At 32.1% G+C, this 17,898-nt stretch carries 23 protein-coding genes and 1 pseudogene; all 24 read right to left on the reverse strand.

What is annotated here, in order from left to right; all coding sequences use genetic code 11:
• Nucleotides 1-4: 4 nt before the first annotated feature.
• Nucleotides 5-185, reverse strand: a pseudogene (locus tag KA867_RS13590) (helix-hairpin-helix domain-containing protein); the annotation flags it as partial.
• 310 nt (nucleotides 186-495) lie between these two features.
• Nucleotides 496-1,221, reverse strand: a complete 726-nt coding sequence (locus tag KA867_RS06415; protein WP_210137427.1) for a class I SAM-dependent DNA methyltransferase — start codon at nucleotides 1,219-1,221, stop codon at nucleotides 496-498.
• Between the two features lie 2 nt (nucleotides 1,222-1,223).
• Complete coding sequence (rsfS, locus tag KA867_RS06420; protein WP_046208128.1) at nucleotides 1,224-1,577, reverse strand: ribosome silencing factor; 354 nt, start codon at nucleotides 1,575-1,577, stop codon at nucleotides 1,224-1,226.
• Nucleotides 1,578-2,162, reverse strand: a complete 585-nt coding sequence (yqeK, locus tag KA867_RS06425) for a bis(5'-nucleosyl)-tetraphosphatase (symmetrical) YqeK (protein WP_107384644.1) — start codon at nucleotides 2,160-2,162, stop codon at nucleotides 1,578-1,580. It lies immediately after the preceding gene.
• Nucleotides 2,152-2,724 (reverse strand): nicotinate (nicotinamide) nucleotide adenylyltransferase, encoded by a 573-nt coding sequence (gene nadD / locus KA867_RS06430; protein ID WP_210137428.1) that lies wholly within the window; start codon nucleotides 2,722-2,724, stop codon nucleotides 2,152-2,154. The genes yqeK and nadD overlap by 11 nt, the downstream gene beginning before the upstream one ends.
• Nucleotides 2,724-3,014: a ribosome assembly RNA-binding protein YhbY gene (gene yhbY / locus KA867_RS06435; RefSeq protein ID WP_019469395.1), complete on the reverse strand. Its 291-nt coding sequence runs from the start codon at nucleotides 3,012-3,014 to the stop codon at nucleotides 2,724-2,726. Before yhbY ends, nadD begins: the two co-directional genes overlap by 1 nt.
• A 12-nt stretch (nucleotides 3,015-3,026) precedes the next feature.
• Entirely contained in the window at nucleotides 3,027-3,824 is a 798-nt protein-coding gene (aroE, locus tag KA867_RS06440) for a shikimate dehydrogenase (RefSeq protein WP_210137429.1), read from the reverse strand.
• Between the two features lie 12 nt (nucleotides 3,825-3,836).
• The gene (gene yqeH / locus KA867_RS06445) at nucleotides 3,837-4,943 is read right to left on the reverse strand and encodes a ribosome biogenesis GTPase YqeH (RefSeq protein ID WP_210137430.1); all 1,107 of its coding nucleotides are present in this window, start codon (nucleotides 4,941-4,943) and stop codon (nucleotides 3,837-3,839) included.
• Nucleotides 4,944-5,471 carry a YqeG family HAD IIIA-type phosphatase gene (locus KA867_RS06450; RefSeq protein ID WP_107384648.1) on the reverse strand — a complete coding sequence of 176 codons (528 nt, stop codon included), beginning with the start codon at nucleotides 5,469-5,471 and terminating at the stop codon, nucleotides 4,944-4,946. It lies immediately after the preceding gene.
• A gap of 18 nt (nucleotides 5,472-5,489) precedes the next feature.
• Nucleotides 5,490-6,176, reverse strand: coding sequence for a 5'-methylthioadenosine/S-adenosylhomocysteine nucleosidase (gene mtnN, locus KA867_RS06455; protein ID WP_210137431.1), 687 nt, complete (start codon nucleotides 6,174-6,176; stop codon nucleotides 5,490-5,492).
• 295 nt (nucleotides 6,177-6,471) lie between these two features.
• Nucleotides 6,472-7,704 carry an NRAMP family divalent metal transporter gene (locus tag KA867_RS06460; protein ID WP_210137432.1) on the reverse strand — a complete coding sequence of 411 codons (1,233 nt, stop codon included), beginning with the start codon at nucleotides 7,702-7,704 and terminating at the stop codon, nucleotides 6,472-6,474.
• Nucleotides 7,705-7,707: 3 nt separating this feature from the next.
• A complete protein-coding gene (gene pxpA, locus KA867_RS06465; RefSeq protein WP_210137433.1) occupies nucleotides 7,708-8,466 on the reverse strand; it encodes a 5-oxoprolinase subunit PxpA in 759 nt (252 codons plus the stop codon).
• Nucleotides 8,466-9,824, reverse strand: coding sequence for an acetyl-CoA carboxylase biotin carboxylase subunit (locus KA867_RS06470; protein ID WP_210137434.1), 1,359 nt, complete (start codon nucleotides 9,822-9,824; stop codon nucleotides 8,466-8,468). Before KA867_RS06470 ends, pxpA begins: the two co-directional genes overlap by 1 nt.
• A 20-nt stretch (nucleotides 9,825-9,844) precedes the next feature.
• The gene (locus KA867_RS06475; RefSeq protein ID WP_210137435.1) at nucleotides 9,845-10,279 is read right to left on the reverse strand and encodes an acetyl-CoA carboxylase biotin carboxyl carrier protein; all 435 of its coding nucleotides are present in this window, start codon (nucleotides 10,277-10,279) and stop codon (nucleotides 9,845-9,847) included.
• Nucleotides 10,279-11,286: a 5-oxoprolinase subunit C family protein gene (locus KA867_RS06480; protein WP_210137436.1), complete on the reverse strand. Its 1,008-nt coding sequence runs from the start codon at nucleotides 11,284-11,286 to the stop codon at nucleotides 10,279-10,281. The genes KA867_RS06475 and KA867_RS06480 overlap by 1 nt, the downstream gene beginning before the upstream one ends.
• Nucleotides 11,276-12,007, reverse strand: coding sequence for a 5-oxoprolinase subunit PxpB (gene pxpB / locus KA867_RS06485; RefSeq protein WP_210137437.1), 732 nt, complete (start codon nucleotides 12,005-12,007; stop codon nucleotides 11,276-11,278). The genes KA867_RS06480 and pxpB overlap by 11 nt, the downstream gene beginning before the upstream one ends.
• A gap of 284 nt (nucleotides 12,008-12,291) precedes the next feature.
• Nucleotides 12,292-12,768 carry a transcription elongation factor GreA gene (gene greA, locus KA867_RS06490; RefSeq protein WP_019469406.1) on the reverse strand — a complete coding sequence of 159 codons (477 nt, stop codon included), beginning with the start codon at nucleotides 12,766-12,768 and terminating at the stop codon, nucleotides 12,292-12,294.
• 25 nt (nucleotides 12,769-12,793) lie between these two features.
• A complete protein-coding gene (gene udk / locus KA867_RS06495; protein WP_019469407.1) occupies nucleotides 12,794-13,417 on the reverse strand; it encodes a uridine kinase in 624 nt (207 codons plus the stop codon).
• Nucleotides 13,417-14,685: a peptidase U32 family protein gene (locus tag KA867_RS06500; protein WP_210137438.1), complete on the reverse strand. Its 1,269-nt coding sequence runs from the start codon at nucleotides 14,683-14,685 to the stop codon at nucleotides 13,417-13,419. The genes udk and KA867_RS06500 overlap by 1 nt, the downstream gene beginning before the upstream one ends.
• A 14-nt stretch (nucleotides 14,686-14,699) precedes the next feature.
• On the reverse strand, nucleotides 14,700-15,623 hold the full coding sequence (locus KA867_RS06505; protein WP_210137439.1) for a peptidase U32 family protein: 924 nt from the start codon (nucleotides 15,621-15,623) through the stop codon (nucleotides 14,700-14,702).
• Complete coding sequence (locus KA867_RS06510; RefSeq protein ID WP_210137440.1) at nucleotides 15,620-16,261, reverse strand: O-methyltransferase; 642 nt, start codon at nucleotides 16,259-16,261, stop codon at nucleotides 15,620-15,622. Before KA867_RS06510 ends, KA867_RS06505 begins: the two co-directional genes overlap by 4 nt.
• A gap of 596 nt (nucleotides 16,262-16,857) precedes the next feature.
• Nucleotides 16,858-17,184 (reverse strand): DUF1292 domain-containing protein, encoded by a 327-nt coding sequence (locus KA867_RS06515; RefSeq protein ID WP_046208110.1) that lies wholly within the window; start codon nucleotides 17,182-17,184, stop codon nucleotides 16,858-16,860.
• Between the two features lie 16 nt (nucleotides 17,185-17,200).
• A complete protein-coding gene (gene ruvX, locus KA867_RS06520; RefSeq protein WP_019469412.1) occupies nucleotides 17,201-17,629 on the reverse strand; it encodes a Holliday junction resolvase RuvX in 429 nt (142 codons plus the stop codon).
• 3 nt (nucleotides 17,630-17,632) lie between these two features.
• Complete coding sequence (locus tag KA867_RS06525) at nucleotides 17,633-17,893, reverse strand: IreB family regulatory phosphoprotein (RefSeq protein ID WP_019469413.1); 261 nt, start codon at nucleotides 17,891-17,893, stop codon at nucleotides 17,633-17,635.
• Nucleotides 17,894-17,898 lie beyond the last annotated feature (5 nt).

The raw sequence follows: 17,898 nt of genomic DNA on the forward strand, positions 1-17,898 counted from the left end.
TGTTCCCCTTTTTCAGGAATATATATCATTTTCTGATCTATTAATCGTTCTGATAAATTAATGTTCGTTAAATCAGCATGTTCTTAAACGATAGCTTTATCCAACAACTGTTTAACTCGATCGTTATTTCTCATTTTATAAACATTTGGATATTTTACCGCACCTTTGATATCAACATAAACAAAAGAATCTTTGGTATGGTCATTGCTTTGTGTTTCAGTTTTATTCGATGAACGTTCATTTTTTTCATTTGGTATGAGTTGATTATGTTCGGATAATTCTGTTGGTGCTACATTATTACTTTTTTTCATTTGTTCGTTATCACGGTTCATCAAAAGTGAAAAAGTTAGTGCTACAGTCATTATTATAAATAGCATAACACAAACCTTTATTGAAGAATTAACTTGACTAAATCTTTCTTTAAACAATTCCCATAATTGTAACAAAAAATCACTCCTTTATAGTTAACACGGATAAAGGAGTGATTTTACTTTTTTATTTTTTTACAATGAAGAACAAACGCTCTCCTACTTGATTATCATTTTGGTTTTCAAATTCAAAATCAACAAATGTCGTTATATGTTTAAAACCACATGATTCTAACATTTTAGTGTAAACCTCTTTTGAATAAGTCTTTTGGTAATGTGACTCATCAAATCTTTTATATAAGTTATCATCTTGTTTTATGAAAAATGTCATATCATGCCATACGCTTAATGGTTCTTCGCCACGAATAGCTTCCCAAGCTAAAAATACATTTTCTGTTTCATCAATATAACTTTGATTATTGAATAATGTATTCATCTTGTGTTCAGTATGGACATCAAACATAAATACGCCCTCATTCGGCTCTAGATGATGATATACTTGGTGAAAAGTGGATAATACATCTTCATATTCTGTCAAATAATTTAAAGAATCACAAAAAATGGTTATTGCATCATATTGTTGGTTAAGGTCGAATTCTGTCATATCACCTTCTATCCAATTCACTTCACTGGATTTTTGCATTGCTATCGAAAGCATATCAACACTTAAGTCCATACCCGTTATATTATCAAAGTCGTTTAATTTTGAGGTGAAACTGCCTGTACCACAACCAATATCTAAGATAGTTGATTTGTTTTTAGCATAATAATTTACAATATCAAGCCATGATTCGTATGGCTGATCTAAAGTTAGTTGATCATAGTAATAGCTCATTTCTTCATATTGAGCCATTATTAATAAACTGCCTGTCCATAAGATTCTAATGGTGCATCACGATATAATTTCTCCAAGTTGTAATAATCACGTTCATCTTTATGGAATACGTGTACTACTACGTTGGCCAAGTCAATTAAAATCCATCTTGCTTCATTAAAGCCTTCCATTCGTTTCACTTCGATTTCCGCTTCATTTGCAGCATCTTTAACTGCACGTGCAATGGATTGAACTTGTCTTTCATTATTGCCGTGGCATACGATAAAATAGTCAGTCATATCGCTAATACCTTGCATATTTAAAGAAATAATATCTTCTGCTTTTTTATTCTCAGTTGCATTGACAGCTAAATTTAATAATTGATCTGATTTCATTTAATCATCCTTTACTCTTTCGTCACTATAATTGTAATAATTCAAGCAAGCAATCGTGGCATCATAAACGGTAATATCTTTCGTGATTAAATATAAAACAGTTCGCTTAGATATTTCATAAATGGTTTTATCTAAGCTACCTTGATTGTATGCTAAATCTCTAATTTCTTCAACGCCTGGGGTTTGACGACCAGGTTCAATATAATCTGCGATAAAAACTAATTTTTCTGTTTTGGTCATTTGAGCACGACCAGTTGTATGATTTTTAATAGCAAGTAACACTTCTTCATCGTTTACACCAAATTGTTGCTCCATAATAACTGCACAGACTGGACCGTGTAAGATTTCTGATCCGTAACTCAACAAGTTACTATCCAAATCATTTTGTCTAACAATCTGATACATAGAGCCCAAATCATCGTACTTGCTATAATCATGTAAAATACCTGCGAGTTCTGCTTTGTCTTTATCCCCATCATACTGTTCAGCTAATTTAACAGCAGTTTCTGCTACTCTTAGTGAATGATTATATCTTTTCTCAGGTAATTTGTCTTTTACTAGGGAGACAGCTTCATCAAATTTCATATAATCCTTCCTCTCTGATATATTTCTCTACACTTTGAGGCACCAGCGTTTGAATATTATTATGTTGTTTTACTCTTTCCCTGATGAGTGTTGAACTTATATCTATGCGTGGAATATTAATTGCTATCATATTATTTGAAACTTCTTGCCTTGCTTTACCACGATTCACAATTACAAAGGTTACCATTGATTTCAAATTTTCAATCTCATACCACTTTTCTAACTGATTATATTGGTCAGTGCCTATAACAAAATATAGTTTAGCATTTGGATGTTTTTCTAAAACATGTTTAATTGTAAAATACGTGTAACTTTGTCCTTTGCGTTCGATTTCGTCTAAATAAACAGATCCAAATCCAAGTTCGTTAATTGCACAATGAATCATATCAATTCTATATTTCGCATCTAAGTAATCATCATGCGCTTTGAGTGGTGACATGTAACTTGGAATAAAGTAAAACAAATCTGGTTTAATAACATGATTCACTTCACTAGCAACAACCATGTGAGCTGTATGAATCGGGTTAAACTGCCCACCATATAAGACTATCGTTTTAGACATTATGGCAATTGAATTTGTTTATTATCTTGTGATTCTTTATACAAGACAATCATAGACCCGATTACTTGAACAATTTCACTATGAGTTGCATCGCTTAAAGTTTGCGCTAAATCATTTTTGTCTTCAAAGTTGTTTTGTAGTACATGTATTTTTATTAATTCTCTATTTTCTAAAATATCATTTAATTGTTCTATCATATTTTCACCAACACCAGCTTTTCCGATTTGAAAAGTTGGGTCAACATTATGTGCTTTACTTCTCAAAAATCTCTTTTGTTTACCTGTTAACATAAAATGCTCCTTTTATAAATAATTTAAAACTGTGCGTTTCATAACTTGCACGTCTGGTTCTCTATCTGTCCAAATTTTAAAACTTTCTGCACCTTGATAAACAAACATGTCCAAGCCATTATAGATTGGGTTACCCTGGACTTCAGCTTGTTCTAAGATCGGTGTTTTAAAGGGTACGTAAACAATGTCACTCACTAACGTATCAGACTCTAAATGCTTCAAACTAATTGGTATTTCTTGATTTGTGTCCATTCCTGCCGGTGTCGTATTGATGATAATATCGAATTCTGATAATGCTAATTCAGCATCAGATAATCGAATTTTATTTACATCCAAATTCCATTGTTTAAATCTATCTAAAGATCTGTTTGCAATAGTAAGTTTGGGTTGTACATACTTAGTTAATTCATTCGCAATGCCTTTACTAGCACCGCCTGCACCTAAAATTAAAATATAGGCATGTTTTAGATCTGGATACACGCGTTGCAAGCCTTTAACATAACCTATACCATCTGTATTATAACCAATCCATTTACCATCTTCTATCTTAACCGTATTCACGGCACCTACAGTTTCTGATTGTTCATCAATTTCATCTAAAAAAGGTATAATACGTTCCTTATGTGGAATTGTTACATTAAAACCAGAAAGTGCTTTATCTGAAATAATTTCTCTTATTAGATGGAATTTATCTTCAGGAATATTAATCGCTTCATATGCTGCATTATAATTTAGAGATTTAAAATTAGCATTATGCATCACTGGAGATAAAGAATGATCAATTGGGTGGCCTATTACTGCATATTTCATATTTTACACACCTTACATAATTGAATTTCTTAAAATAACATCAACATTTTTTGGCACGCGTACAATAACTTTTGCACCTGCGTCTATCGTGATAAAACCTAATCCAGAAATCATTACATCACGTTTTTCTTTACCAGTTTCTAACCTTACGGCTTTAACATTTCTCAAATCAAAATTTTCAGGATTTTGAGGTGGTGTTAATACAGATCCTAATTGATTTCGCCATAATTCATTAGCCTTTTCTGTTTTTGTTCTATGAATATTTAAATCATTAGAAAAGTAACAGATTAACGGTCTTTTCCCGCCACTTATATAATCTATACGTGCAAGTCCACCGAAAAATAATGTTTGTCCTTCGTTAAGCTGATAAACACGTTGCTTAATTTCTTTTCTAGGCATAATTGTTTTTAGTTCATGTTCAGATACTAAATGTGTCATTTGATGGGCTTGAATAATTCCTGGTGTATCATACATAAACGTCGTTTCATCAAGTGGAATATCAATCATGTCCAATGTTGTGCCAGGAAATCTTGAAGTTGTAACAACATCTTTTTCTCCTACACTGCGTTCTATTAATTTGTTAATTAAAGTTGATTTACCTACATTTGTAGTTCCTACAATATATACATCTTCATCATTTCTGATACTGTTAATAGAAGTTAATAGATTTTCAATACCTTCATTTTTGTCTGCAGAAATAAGCACGACATCTTCAGCATCAAGTCCATATTTTTTAGCTGTTTTCTTCAACCATTCTTTTACACGACGCTTATTTATTTGTTTTGGCAAAAGGTCTATTTTATTCGCTACAAGAATAATTTTTTTGTTGCCGACGATACGTTTAATTGCATTGATAAATGAACCCTCAAAATCAAATACATCCACAACATTTACTATTATTCCTTTTTTATCTGCCAAGCCATTGAGTAAATTTAAAAAGTCATCGCTATCTAAACCTACATCTTGAACTTCGTTATAATTTTTCAGTCTAAAACATCTTTTACACACAACATCTTCACGAAATAAGTTATGTTCTGGAACATAACCCGGTGCGTCAGAATCTTCAGACTGTAAAGGTGCACCACACCCTATACATTTCAATACATCCGCTTCACTCAATCAATTTTCCTCCCATTTTATATATCCTTTTTTTCTAAAATGTTGTAATAATCTGCGTTCAATAAGACGATTAAATTTAGTAATCAAGCCATCCGTTTGTTTGACAGGTACTACCATAATAGTAAATAAACCACGTCTGTTACCACCAAATACATCCGTTAACATTTGATCACCAATTACTACTATCTCTGATGGGTCTAAACTCATAGAATGCATTGCACGATCAAATGCACGCCCTCTTGGCTTTCTTGCTTTAAAAATATAATCTACTTTTAAAGATTTAGAAAAGCTACCTACTCTTTTTTCATTATTATTAGAAACAATTGTAATCGTAATACCTTTTTGTTTTGCCTCTTCAAACCAAGTTTTAACTGCTTCTGTAGGATCAGCAACATCCCATCCCACTAGTGTATTATCTAAATCAGTAATGATACCTTTTACGCCAGATTCTGCAAGCTTATCTATATCAATTTGAAAAATTGATTGCACATATTCATTTGGCATAAAGTATTTCTTTATTATACCCATTATTTCTATTCACCTTTTTTATATTTTTTTAATTAAATTTTCTACCATAGTACTAGAAGATTTTGCTGCCTTTGTTAAAAATTCATCAAATGTGATTCCAGCGTCTCCATCTGCTAAATCTGATATTGCACGTGTGATAATAAATGGTAAGTTGAATTGATAACAAGTCTGTGCAATTGCAGTTGCTTCCATTTCTGCAGCCATCGCTTGAGGGAAATTTGTTTTAATTTTCATTCGTTGGTCTTTTGTACCAATAAAACTGTCACCACTTACAATCAAGCCTACCTTAGCAATTAATTGTTGATTTGTAATTACTTGTGTCGCTTTGTCAATCAATGATTTATCTGCTACGAATTGTGCAGGCATTTGTGGAATTTGTCCTAATTGATAACCAAATGCTCTAGCATCAGCATCATGATAAGCAACCATATCGCTTACTACGATATCTCCAACATTTAATGATTTATCCAATGCACCTGCAGAACCTGTATTAATTATTAAATCAGGTTTGAACTTTTCAATTAATAATGTTGTTGAAATGGCAACATTTACCTTACCAATGCCACTTTGAGTTAATACGACTGCTTTATCATTTATATAACCTTTGTAAAAATATACATGTGCAATATTAATCTTTTCTAAATTCACAAGTTTATTTTTTAAGATTGCTACTTCTTCTTCCATAGCTCCAATAATACCGATCATTGTTATTCACCTCAATTTAAAATCCTAACCTTAGTTATTCTACCATATTTAAACTGATAGCTCGACGATTGAATCATATTTATATCAAATTATCATTTCATTATTTTTCGTAAGAAATTTATGTAAATTTTCGCATTATCAATTTGATTTAACTTGTAAATACATTGCTTTTATTTTAAAACGAAATGACAATGTTTATTTAATATAAGTATAAATATAAAACAAACCATTCTCTAAGTCCTTATTATAAACATATGAACTAGAGAATGGTTACTTTGTAATTATAATTGTATTGTTAACTACCTATTAGTTGTGTCAATCCTTGCAGTGAATATATACCTGTAACAACTGTGACTAAAACAGCTATAATACCAAACCAAAGCATCCATGTCGGATGATGATAGTCCCCTACGATTGATTTTCGTTTACTAGCAATAAGTATTGTCGTTAATATAATAGGTAAGATAAGTCCATTTAAAGCACCTGCAACGATTAATAATGTTACTGGTTTTCCTAAGAATAGAAAAACAAAAGTTGAAATGACTATAAATGAAATTACAATAATATTTGTTTTGTTATAGATAGATTTATGCAATGTTTTTAAGAAAGTCGCACTTGTATATGCTGATCCAATAACTGAAGACATTGCTGCAGCAAATAATACAACACCAAATATATTTCGGCCAATTGGACCTAATACATGCTCAAATACTGAAGCTGGTGGATTTGTATCATTTAAAGTTACGCCCGTAACGACTACACCAAGTACCGCTAAGAATAATAACGCTCTAAGCACACCTGTTGTTAATATTCCCGAAATAGCCGCTTTGTTTACAAATGGTAAATAATGTTTACCACGAATACCAGAATCTAATATTCTATGTGCACCAGCAAATGTAATATAACCACCAACTGTTCCACCTACTAATGTGATGATAGGTAAAACAAGTGCTAGAGGTTGTTCCGGCATTACAAGATGTTTAGCTGCGTCAACATATGGTGGGTTAGCTTTAAACATTACGAATGCAACAACTACAATCATTAAAACACCTAAAAACATTGTGACAACATCCATAATTTTTTGACCACTTTTACTTACAAAAATAAGTATTGCTAATACTGCTGTAATAGCTGCACCAATCTTTACATCTAAGCCAAAAATCGCATTTAATCCTAATCCAGCACCTGCAATATTACCGATATTAAAGGCGAGTCCACCTATTGCAATTAATATCGATATAAAAGTACCCAATCCTTTAAATATTTCATTAGCTACTTCTTGACCACGTTTACCTGTGACGACCAACACTCTCCAAATATTAATTTGCGCTCCTATATCAATCAATATTGATAATAAAATCGCAAAAGCAAAACTTGAAGTGAACTGCGCTGTGAATACAGCTGTTTGAGTTAAAAATGCAGGTCCAATTGCAGATGTAGCCATTAAGAATACAGAACCTAATAATAACCTTTTATGATTTTTTGTAAATTCAAAATCCTTCGATTCTGTTTTTAATTTTTCTCCCATGTGTTAGCCTCCCAGCTTAGATATAGAAACGCCTTCTTTCGATAATCTTTCTCTTATTTTTGTAACAAATTCTAGTGCATGTTCACCATCTCCATGAACACAAATAGTATCTGCTTGAATATCAATTTCCTTGTTATTTTTCGTAATTACTTTTTGTGATTTAACCATTTTGACAACTTGTTCAATGGCTTCTTCTGTGTCAGTTATTAAAGCATCACTTTCTTTTCTACTCACTAATTGACCATCATCTTCATAACGTCTATCTGCAAACACTTCTGAAGCCGTAGTTAAACCAACAGCTTGTGCTTCTGTAACAAGTAGTGTATTTGATAATCCAACATAAATTAATGATTCATCAAAATCATATACAGCTTGAGCAATCGCATGTGCGATTGCTTTATTACGTGCGCCCATTTGATACAGTGCGCCATGTGGTTTTACGTGATTTATTTTAACTTGGTGAACATTACAAAATCCACTTAATGCACCGAGTTGGTAAATGACGATATCATAAATTTCTTTCGGTGACAAGTCCATATTTCTACGGCCAAATCCTTGTAAATCTGGAAGACCAGGATGTGCACCTATTCCAATACCATTTGCTTTAGCTAATTCTACCGTATGATTCATGACATGTTGATCGCCAGCATGAAAACCACATGCAATGTTTGCTGACGTAATTAACGGAATAATTTGATCGTCTCCACCGAATGAATAATTTCCAAAAGCTTCACCTAAATCACAGTTCAAGTCAACTTTCATTATGCTTCCTCCTTAATTATTTGATGTCTATCCAAGAATTTAATATCAACATCTTTTGCATTACCATTGGCATATTTGGGATATGATAAAACTGCATATAAGAAATCAGCTGTGGTAGTAAAACCATCAATTACCATCTCATCCAATGTTACTTTTAATTTGTTTATTGCTGAAGCTCTATTAGGTGCTTTTACGATAACTTTTGCTACAAGAGAATCATAATTTGGAGATACCGTATAGCCATGATAAAGCAAACTATCTATACGTACATTAAATCCTTGTGGCAAATGTAATGCTTTTACTTTACCTGGAGAAGGTTGAAATCCTTTCTGAGGATTTTCTGCGTTGATTCTCGCTTCAATGACATGTCCATCAAATAGTACCTCTTCTTGGTTGAATGGTAATGAACCATGCTTCATTAAATACAGCTGAGCGTGTAGTAAATCACGATTCGCTCTCATTTCAGTTACTGTATGTTCAACTTGAATACGCGCATTCATTTCAATAAAGTAATAAGCATCTTCTGTCACTAAATATTCGATAGTACCTGCACTTCTATAATTAGATGCTCTAGCCACTTTTACAGCATCATTACACATAGATGCCCTCATATTTTCGGATAATGCAGCACAAGGAGATTCTTCAATTAGTTTTTGATTTTTTCTCTGAACTGAACAATCACGCTCACCTAAGTGTATGTAATTATCTTTACCATCTCCTAGCACTTGTACTTCCACGTGCTTAGCTACAGGTATAAATGCTTCCACATATACACGATCATCATTAAAATATTTTTGTCCTTCACTTTTTGCTTCTTTAAATGACTTTTCCAAAGCTTCTTCTGCTTTGACAATTCTTATACCCTTACCGCCACCACCACTGGCAGCTTTTAATACAAGTGGATAACCAATATCATGCGCTATTTCTTTAACTTCTTCGATTGTTTCTACCGCAGAAGTAGAACCTGGTATGATTGGTACATTTGCTTGATCAACTGTTTGTCTTGCTGTTATTTTATCACCCATCATTTCCATGGTTTGATCAGTTGGTCCTATAAAATAAATACCATTTTCTTCAACATTTTTAGCAAATGAAGTGCTTTCTGATAAAAAACCATACCCTGGATGAATTGCATTTGCACCACTTATTTTTGCAGCACTAATAATTCTGTCTTGATTTAAATAGCTATCCAATGCATTGGCTTCTCCAATACAAATCGCTTGATCAGCTAAGCTTACATGTAGACTTGACTCATCCCCTAAAGCATAGATAGCCACAGTTTCAATATCCATTTCTCTACATGCGCGAATAATTCTTACAGCAATTTCTCCTCTATTTGCAATTAAACAACGATACAATTCAAATACCCCCTTTAAACTTATTTCACAGTTATAATCGTTTGATCATATTCAACATTTGAACCATGATTGACATGTATTGCGTCTACAACACCATTCACATCACTTTTTACTTCATTCATTACTTTCATCGCTTCTATGTAACCAATGGTATCTCCTTTTTTAATTTCATCGCCTTCACGAATGAGTGGACTTGTTAATTCTTTTTCATCTTGTAAATAAAATGTACCGACCATAGGTGATTTGACAGCTTGAGTTGATTGTTCTTCATTTGATATACCTTGCTCATTTAAACTTGATTCATCATTTGAAGCTAATTGTTGTTGCGCAGGTGCTGCAGATGTATTATCTGTAAAATCAATCGTTATTTCATTTTCATAATCCTTATAATTAAATTTTTTAACCCCGTTATCTTTTACGATTTTAATTAATTGCTCTACTTTTTCAAAATTCATTATAATTCCCCTTTCAATAAATGATTAATGCGTTTAGATGTATCTCTCAATTGCGTAACATCAAAAATAGGTTGATCATAAATACTTTTGATTGTATTTTTAAATGCTTCTTCTTGTTGTTCTAATTTTTTAACTGCTTCATCGATTGTAGTCCATTCAAAACGAATCGTATCATTGGGTTGCATTTGAGCTAATTTATGTAAATCAAATGCACAAACAGTTGCTATTTTTGTATAGCCACCTACTGTTTGTTTATCATTTAATAAAATAATAGGATTACCATCATTTGGAACTTGTATACTGCCTAAGGCAACAGGTTCTGATATTATGTCTGCCGATGTGGTTGGTGAAATCGTTTCACCTTGTAATCGATAGCCCATGCGGTCTGACTTTTCTGATATTTTAAATTCATTGGATACTAACTTTTGTTGCGATTCTTGGCTAAAGTTTTCAATTTGAGGCCCTTCGATGATTTGAATAGTGTTATCTTTAACCTCTGCGACACCAGTAAGTAAGCTCAAACCAAGATTATGTGTATATGAATGATTATTTTTACACTCTATTACATCACCAGATTTTAATGGACGCCCTTTAAAACCACCAATTTGGCTTCGTGTATGAGTAGCATAGCTATTTGCAACTTTTTGAATTTTTAAAGGTTTACCAAATAATAAGTATCCTCTGGCCCCTTTAATGACTTGTCCAACTTTCAAAATATCGCCTTTTTTTACTGCTATTACAGTAGATTCATCAATAGATGCATCGTTAACAGTAGCGTTAAAGTCATCACCTATTAATACAAAGGTATTATCTTCTAAGAATTCAATCGTTGGGCCAATAATTGTACATTCAATCGCTGGCCCATCATTACCAATTAGCGCTAGTCCAGTTCTATAAGCATATTGATCCAATACACCTGCAGTAGAAAATCCTTGGTCTTGATAGCCGATTCTTCCTAAATCTTGAATCGTACTAAATAAACCGGGATTAATAATTTTAATACTCATATTGAATTTTCACCCATTTCTCAATATCAAATTCACCTTGTTGTGCTTCAACAATCTGATCGAACGTTGATTCATCTATAGAATAGAATTTTATATAATCTCCTGATTCGTATAAACACATAGGCGTTCTTAAAATATCAAATACCGTAATTGGTGTACGACCGATGATTTGCCAACCTCCTGGAGATTGTTTTGGATATAATCCTGTTTGATTATTCGCAATACCAACTGAACCTGCAGGAATACTTGTTCTTGGTTCTTCTCTTCTAGGTGTAGCTAGCTTTGAATTTAATCCACCTAAAAATGGGAAACCTGGCATAAACCCAAGCATATAAATTAAATATGTATTCTCTGTATGTAACTTAATTACTTCATCTATTGATAATTGATTATGTCTAGCTACTGCTTGAATATCTGGACCATAATTACCACCATAAAGTACTGGTAAACTAATGGTTTTTACTTCATTTAAATTTTCATCAAAATTCAGTTTGTTTAATTGTTCTAGATTCAGTTCATTAACAACTTCCGCTAAACTTTGTTTAGTAATATCTATATGTAGCATAATTGCACGATAAGAAGGTATTATTTCAATAATAGCTTCATGTTGCTGATCTTTAATGTACTTTTCAATTTTTTGTACTTCCTTGAATGTCGAAGGATCAATTTGTTGTTCAAAGTAAATCATAATTGTCTCTTCATTGATTAATTTATATTCCAACACTTTTCCCCCTTTGTATTATATACATTAAACTATTTTTCAAACATTAATATGTGTGCAATATTATAATTGTATCATTAACTGACAGACTATGTTTAATTAAAAATAGTTATAATTCTTGATAATTAACTACGATTGTTAAATACAAATTAACCCTAAATTATCTTAATATTTCAATAATTGTATCAATGATATAAATTTATCAAATAGTTGAAGATAAGTATATATTTTTATTTATAAAGTGTAAAATCCCCCTAACATTGATTGTTAAGGGGATTTAAATATTACTTGATATTTACAATTTTCACATTGATTTCAGCACCATTTGGTAGTGGAACACGAACCTCTTCGTTTAATTTTTTACCAATTAAACTTTTAGCCATTGGTGATTCATTTGAGATTTTACCATTAAATGCATCAGATTCAGCAGAACCAACAATTTGGTATTCTTCTTCATCTTCACCTGGTAATTCTACAAAAGTTACAGTTTTACCAATTTGTACTTGATTGTTGTCACCTGTATCCTCAATTATAAGTGCATTACGTAGCATATGCTCAATTCTTTGGATATCTTGTTCGATGAAACCCTGTTCATCTTTAGCAGCATCATACTCAGAGTTCTCGGATAAATCTCCGAATGAACGGGCTACTTTTATTTTTTCAACGACTTCTGGTCTCTTAACCGTCTTCAACTCTTCAAGTTCATTTTCTAGCTTTTCGAAACCTTCTTGCGTCATAGGGTATTGTTTTTGGTTTTCCATATTGTCATCTTCCTTTACTAAAATACTATTGTTTACTTACTAAAGTCTGAATTTTTGTCGTCATTATATCGATCGCAACTTTATTACTTCCACCTTCAGGTATGATAATATCTGCATATCTTTTTGTAGGTTCTATAAATTGATTATGCATTGGACGAACTACATTTAGATATTGATTTATAACAGAATCCATTGTACGACCTCTTTCTTCTGTATCGCGAAGTAAGCGACGTAAGATTCGTAAATCTGCATCAGTATCAACATAAATTTTGACATCCATTAAATCTCTTAACGTTTTATTTTCAAGCGCAAATATGCCTTCTACGATAATAACATCTTTTGGTTTAAATGCAATCGTTTCATCACTTCTAGTATGATTTGTATAATCATATGTTGGTACTTCAATCTGTTTACCATTTCTCAAATCGTTTAAATTTTCTATTAATAAGTCATTATCAAAAGCAAAAGGATGATCATAATTGGTCTCTAAACGTTCTTCGAAACTTAAATGCGATTGGTCCTTATAATAATAGTCTTGTGCTAATAATGCAACACTATGGCCTTCTAAATTTTTCATGATTTCGTTTGTGACTGATGTTTTACCTGAACCAGAACCACCAGCGATTCCAATAATAGTCGTACGTTTCATTATCCAATTTCCTTTCTCATCATGTTGTTGGTATAAATTGGATGATCAACTTTAATTTGCACAATTTGCAATGGGTGTCGTGCAGCATCAAGTTTGTTACCTTCTTCATCATAAATAGTGTCAACAACTTGTCTAAATGTATCAATTTCAGGACCAAAAAACTCTATTTCTTCTCCAGGCTCAAATTTATTACGCTGTTGAATAGTAGCGAGATTGGTTTTTTTGTCATAATCAAGAACTAATCCACAAAAATCATAAGCTGAGTTCTTTTTATTTTGTTGCCCAAACATTTGCTCTTCGTAACCAGGTGTGCCTTCAATAAATGCAGAAGCAGTGTCTCTATTGGCACATTTTTCCAGTTCAGTTAACCATTCTGGCTTAATTTTAAAATTATCAGGATCCTCTGCATAAGCATCGATAACTTTGCGATATACAGATACAACAGTTGCAATATAATGTATTGATTTCATGCGTCCTTCTACTTTAAGTGAATCCACACCAATATCCATCATTTTAGGGATTGACTCAATAAGTTTCAAATCTTTTGGACTCATTGCGAAAGGTGTCGCTGCATTTTCATCATAATATAAATCTAAATCACCATCTTTATCAATTTCCAATAGGTCATAATCCCATCTACAACTTTGACAACAACCACCTCTATTAGAATCTCGAGCTGTCATGTGATTACTTAATGTACATCTACCAGAATACGCAATACACATTGCGCCATGAATAAATGATTCAATTTCAATATCTACTTTATCTTTCATTTCCTTCATTTCCATAGCACCTGTTTCACGTGCTAATACTACACGATCTAACCCTTCATTTTTCCAAAATTCTACAGCTTTATAATTTGAAAGTGATTGTTGTGTTGATAAATGAATTTCTAAATTTGGTGCTACGCGCTTACATGTTTCAATGATAAGTGGATCCGCAACAATAATACCAGTGGCACCGGCTGACTCTAAATTTTTTAAATATTCATCCAAACCCGCAATATTTTCATCATGTGCAATAATATTAGTCGTAACGTAAATTTTCGCCCCATATTGTTGTGCGAATGTCACACCCTCTTTGATTTCTTCCATCGTAAAATTATCCGCATTGGACCTTAAACCATACGCTTGTCCACCTAGAAATACAGCATCTGCACCATAATGTACTGCGATTTTGAGTTTTTCTAAATTACCTGCTGGGGCAAGTAGTTCAGGTTTTTTAATCTTATTATTAGTATTATCTTCAACTTTTTCTAATAATTTCATTATTTAAACCTCCCTTAATATACTGTTTGCTTATACAAGAATCCTTCATCAAAAGGACGATGCTCAGGCTGAATAGCTTCGATTGGATCTACAAGCATAAATTTTTCATCATCATAAGCTTCTGGATCTTCATTGAATAAATCAATTGCTTCTCTATATTGTTCTGTACAAACATTGATATATTCTTCGGTTTGTAATACACCGTCAATCTTGAATGCATCAATATTGGCTGCTAAAAGTTGATCTAACTCTTCAATCAAACATATATCATTGGGCGACATAATATGTGTTCCATTGTAATCCTCAAAAACAGGATATTTATTATCACGTTCTTCATCATATAATAACAACTCATTAGCTACTTTGTTTCGATGAATTTTCATTTGTCTTTCTTGGAAAGTAAAATAGTTGCCTAATAACATGCGTTTTGATTGAAACATGCAAGTCATACCATGTACTTGTACTTCAATCTCTACATCTGAATGTTGCTTTATATTTAATATTTCATCTAAACTTAATTCTCTAGCTAGTTGCGCGCGTTGTGCCCCTTTTTTTCCCCAATAGTTGCACTGGAAATAATTTGTGACTAACGCTTCTGCATCCCAATTTAATGGAATTGGGTTTTCTTGTTCATTTACATACATAACTACCGCTGGATCACCAAATATAATGCGGTCAACTTTTACTTCGTGTAAAAAATCTATATATGATTTTAGTGCATTTAAATGATAATTGTGAAATATACCATTTACTGCTACATAGACTTTTTTACCATGATTATGTATTAATTCTACTGCTTCTATCAATGCTTCTCTTTTGAATTCTCCTGCTAATCTTAAGCCGAATTTTTGCTCGCCAATTACAAATGCATCTGCACCTTTTTCAATTAATGTCTCAATATGTTTAACAGATTTTGGCGTTACTAATAATTCTGTCATTTTGATTCTCCTTTAATCGAAATAGCTAGACCATCATCCATATTAAGGAAATTAGTTGTGAAATGAGGTTGAGCTATCAGCCATTCATTATATTCTTGTACTTTTTTTACCATTTGTCTAACATTTCTACTTCTCACTACAGCAATATCAGAAACAAAACCATGATACAAAACATTATCTGTAACTATTATCCCACCTTCATTTAATAAAGGGGCATACAAAGTAAAAAACTTTTTTGATTGTGCTTTCGCAGCATCAATGAATATCATATCAAATGATTCATGTTGGATGTTTTCAAAAGCTTCTAAGGCATCTTTTTCAATTAACTCTATTTGAGTTTCATATCCAAATTTCGCAAAATTTTCTTTAGCTTTTAATTGCATATCGACATCACGCTCAATGGTAACCACTTTTATTTCCTCAGAAACAGAAGCAAATTGCATACTACTATAACCAATTGCTGTGCCTATTTCCAAAATACGCTTGGGTTTATGTATTCTGATCAGTTGTTTAATCATATCTAAAGTTAGCCTATCCACAATTGGAACATGATGTTCCACAGCATATGGTCTAAGTTGTTCAATAGCAATATCATTCTCTTTGTGCAATTCTAATAAATATGATTGATTATTATCCATTTCAAAACTTCCTTCAATGTAAATATTTCAAAGTGTTTTTGACAAATAAAATAAATCAGCCAATGATAATGACTGATTGTATTTCAATTAATAACAACAGCTATATGTTCTTATATTACGAACTTCTATATATTTCCTTGAAATTATCTCATAAATTTAATTTTAACTTTATATATTTTACCACAAAGCCATTTATATTATAAGTGTAAATTGTGATAACTAACTTGTTTATATAGCTATAATGAATATTACATCAATTTCACATATTAAATGTGTATAAGAAACTAATACAGATGGCTCTTGGAGTAAAATAACACTAGTCTCAGACTTCAAGATGAGTTAGTACTCGACATAATGAATACAAAAAAACTGTCAACAAGTCAGAAACTTGTCGACAGTATGAGCTGAAATTTTTAAATTCAGCTTAATAACATGCTATTTATACTTGATGACCAGATTTTTTACACATTAGCTTTTGTAAAATTATTGGTAAAAAAACAGTGTCACTTAAGACAAAATGTAAACAATAGTGAATCGATTTGTAATTCAGATTCACACTTTAAATATTAATGCATATTTTTAGCGTAGTCCAAATATTATTCATGGTTATGATCATGGTCGTCCATTTCAGTGTTAACGACTTCTTCAATCATATCCCATTCTTCATCAGTTTCAACTGGTAAGAATTTTCCGCCTTCACCATCTTCGTCGGGTTCATTAATCATTGGTACTAATTCGATTAAATCGTCATCATCTGATTCTGCACCTTCTTCAGCAAGAATCACATATTCTTTTTTGAATTCAGGATGGAAAAATTCTAATACTTTTCGATAAAGCACTTCGTTTCCATCTTCATCATATAAAGTTAATAATTCCTCTTGGTTGTTAATTTCTAATTCAGATTCATGGTTGTGTTCAGTCATTATAAAACGCTCCTTTTTATTGTATAGAATCTAAATAGCCTTGTAATATAAATACTGCAGCCATTTTATCTATTACTTTTTTTCGTTTTTGTCTAGAAACATCTGCTTCAAGTAAAGAACGTTCTGCAGCCATGGTACTTAAACGCTCATCCCACATGATTATCTCTACAGATGGCAATGCTTCCTGAAGTTGCTCCTTGTATTGTAACGAAGCTTCGCCACGAAATCCAATAGAATTATTCATATTCTTTGGCAAACCTATGACAACCGTACCAACTTTTTCTTTCTCTATGATCGTTACTAGTCTGTCTATACCTAGTTCATTCTTATCTTCGTTTATATGGAGTGTATCTAATCCCTGGGCTGTCCAACCCATGAGATCACTTATAGCAATGCCAACAGTTTTACTTCCTACATCTAAACCTAAAATTTTATGTTTTAGCATTAATTACTTTGAGTTCTCTTGTAAATAATTTGAAACTAATTCTTCCATGATATCGTCGCGATCAATACGACGAATTTGGTTTCTAGCTTCATTATTACGTGGAATATACGCAGGATCACCTGATAATAAATAACCGACAATTTGATTTACAGGATTATAGCCACGTTCATTCAGTGTGTTATAGACATTTTGAAGTACTGTTTTGACATCTTCTTTTGGAATTTCATCATAATTAAATTTCATTGTTTTATCAAAGTTTTCCATTTTGT

The organism is Staphylococcus sp. GDH8C109P, from assembly GCF_017893405.1.
GTDB classification, from domain to species: Bacteria; Bacillota; Bacilli; order Staphylococcales; family Staphylococcaceae; genus Staphylococcus; species Staphylococcus cohnii.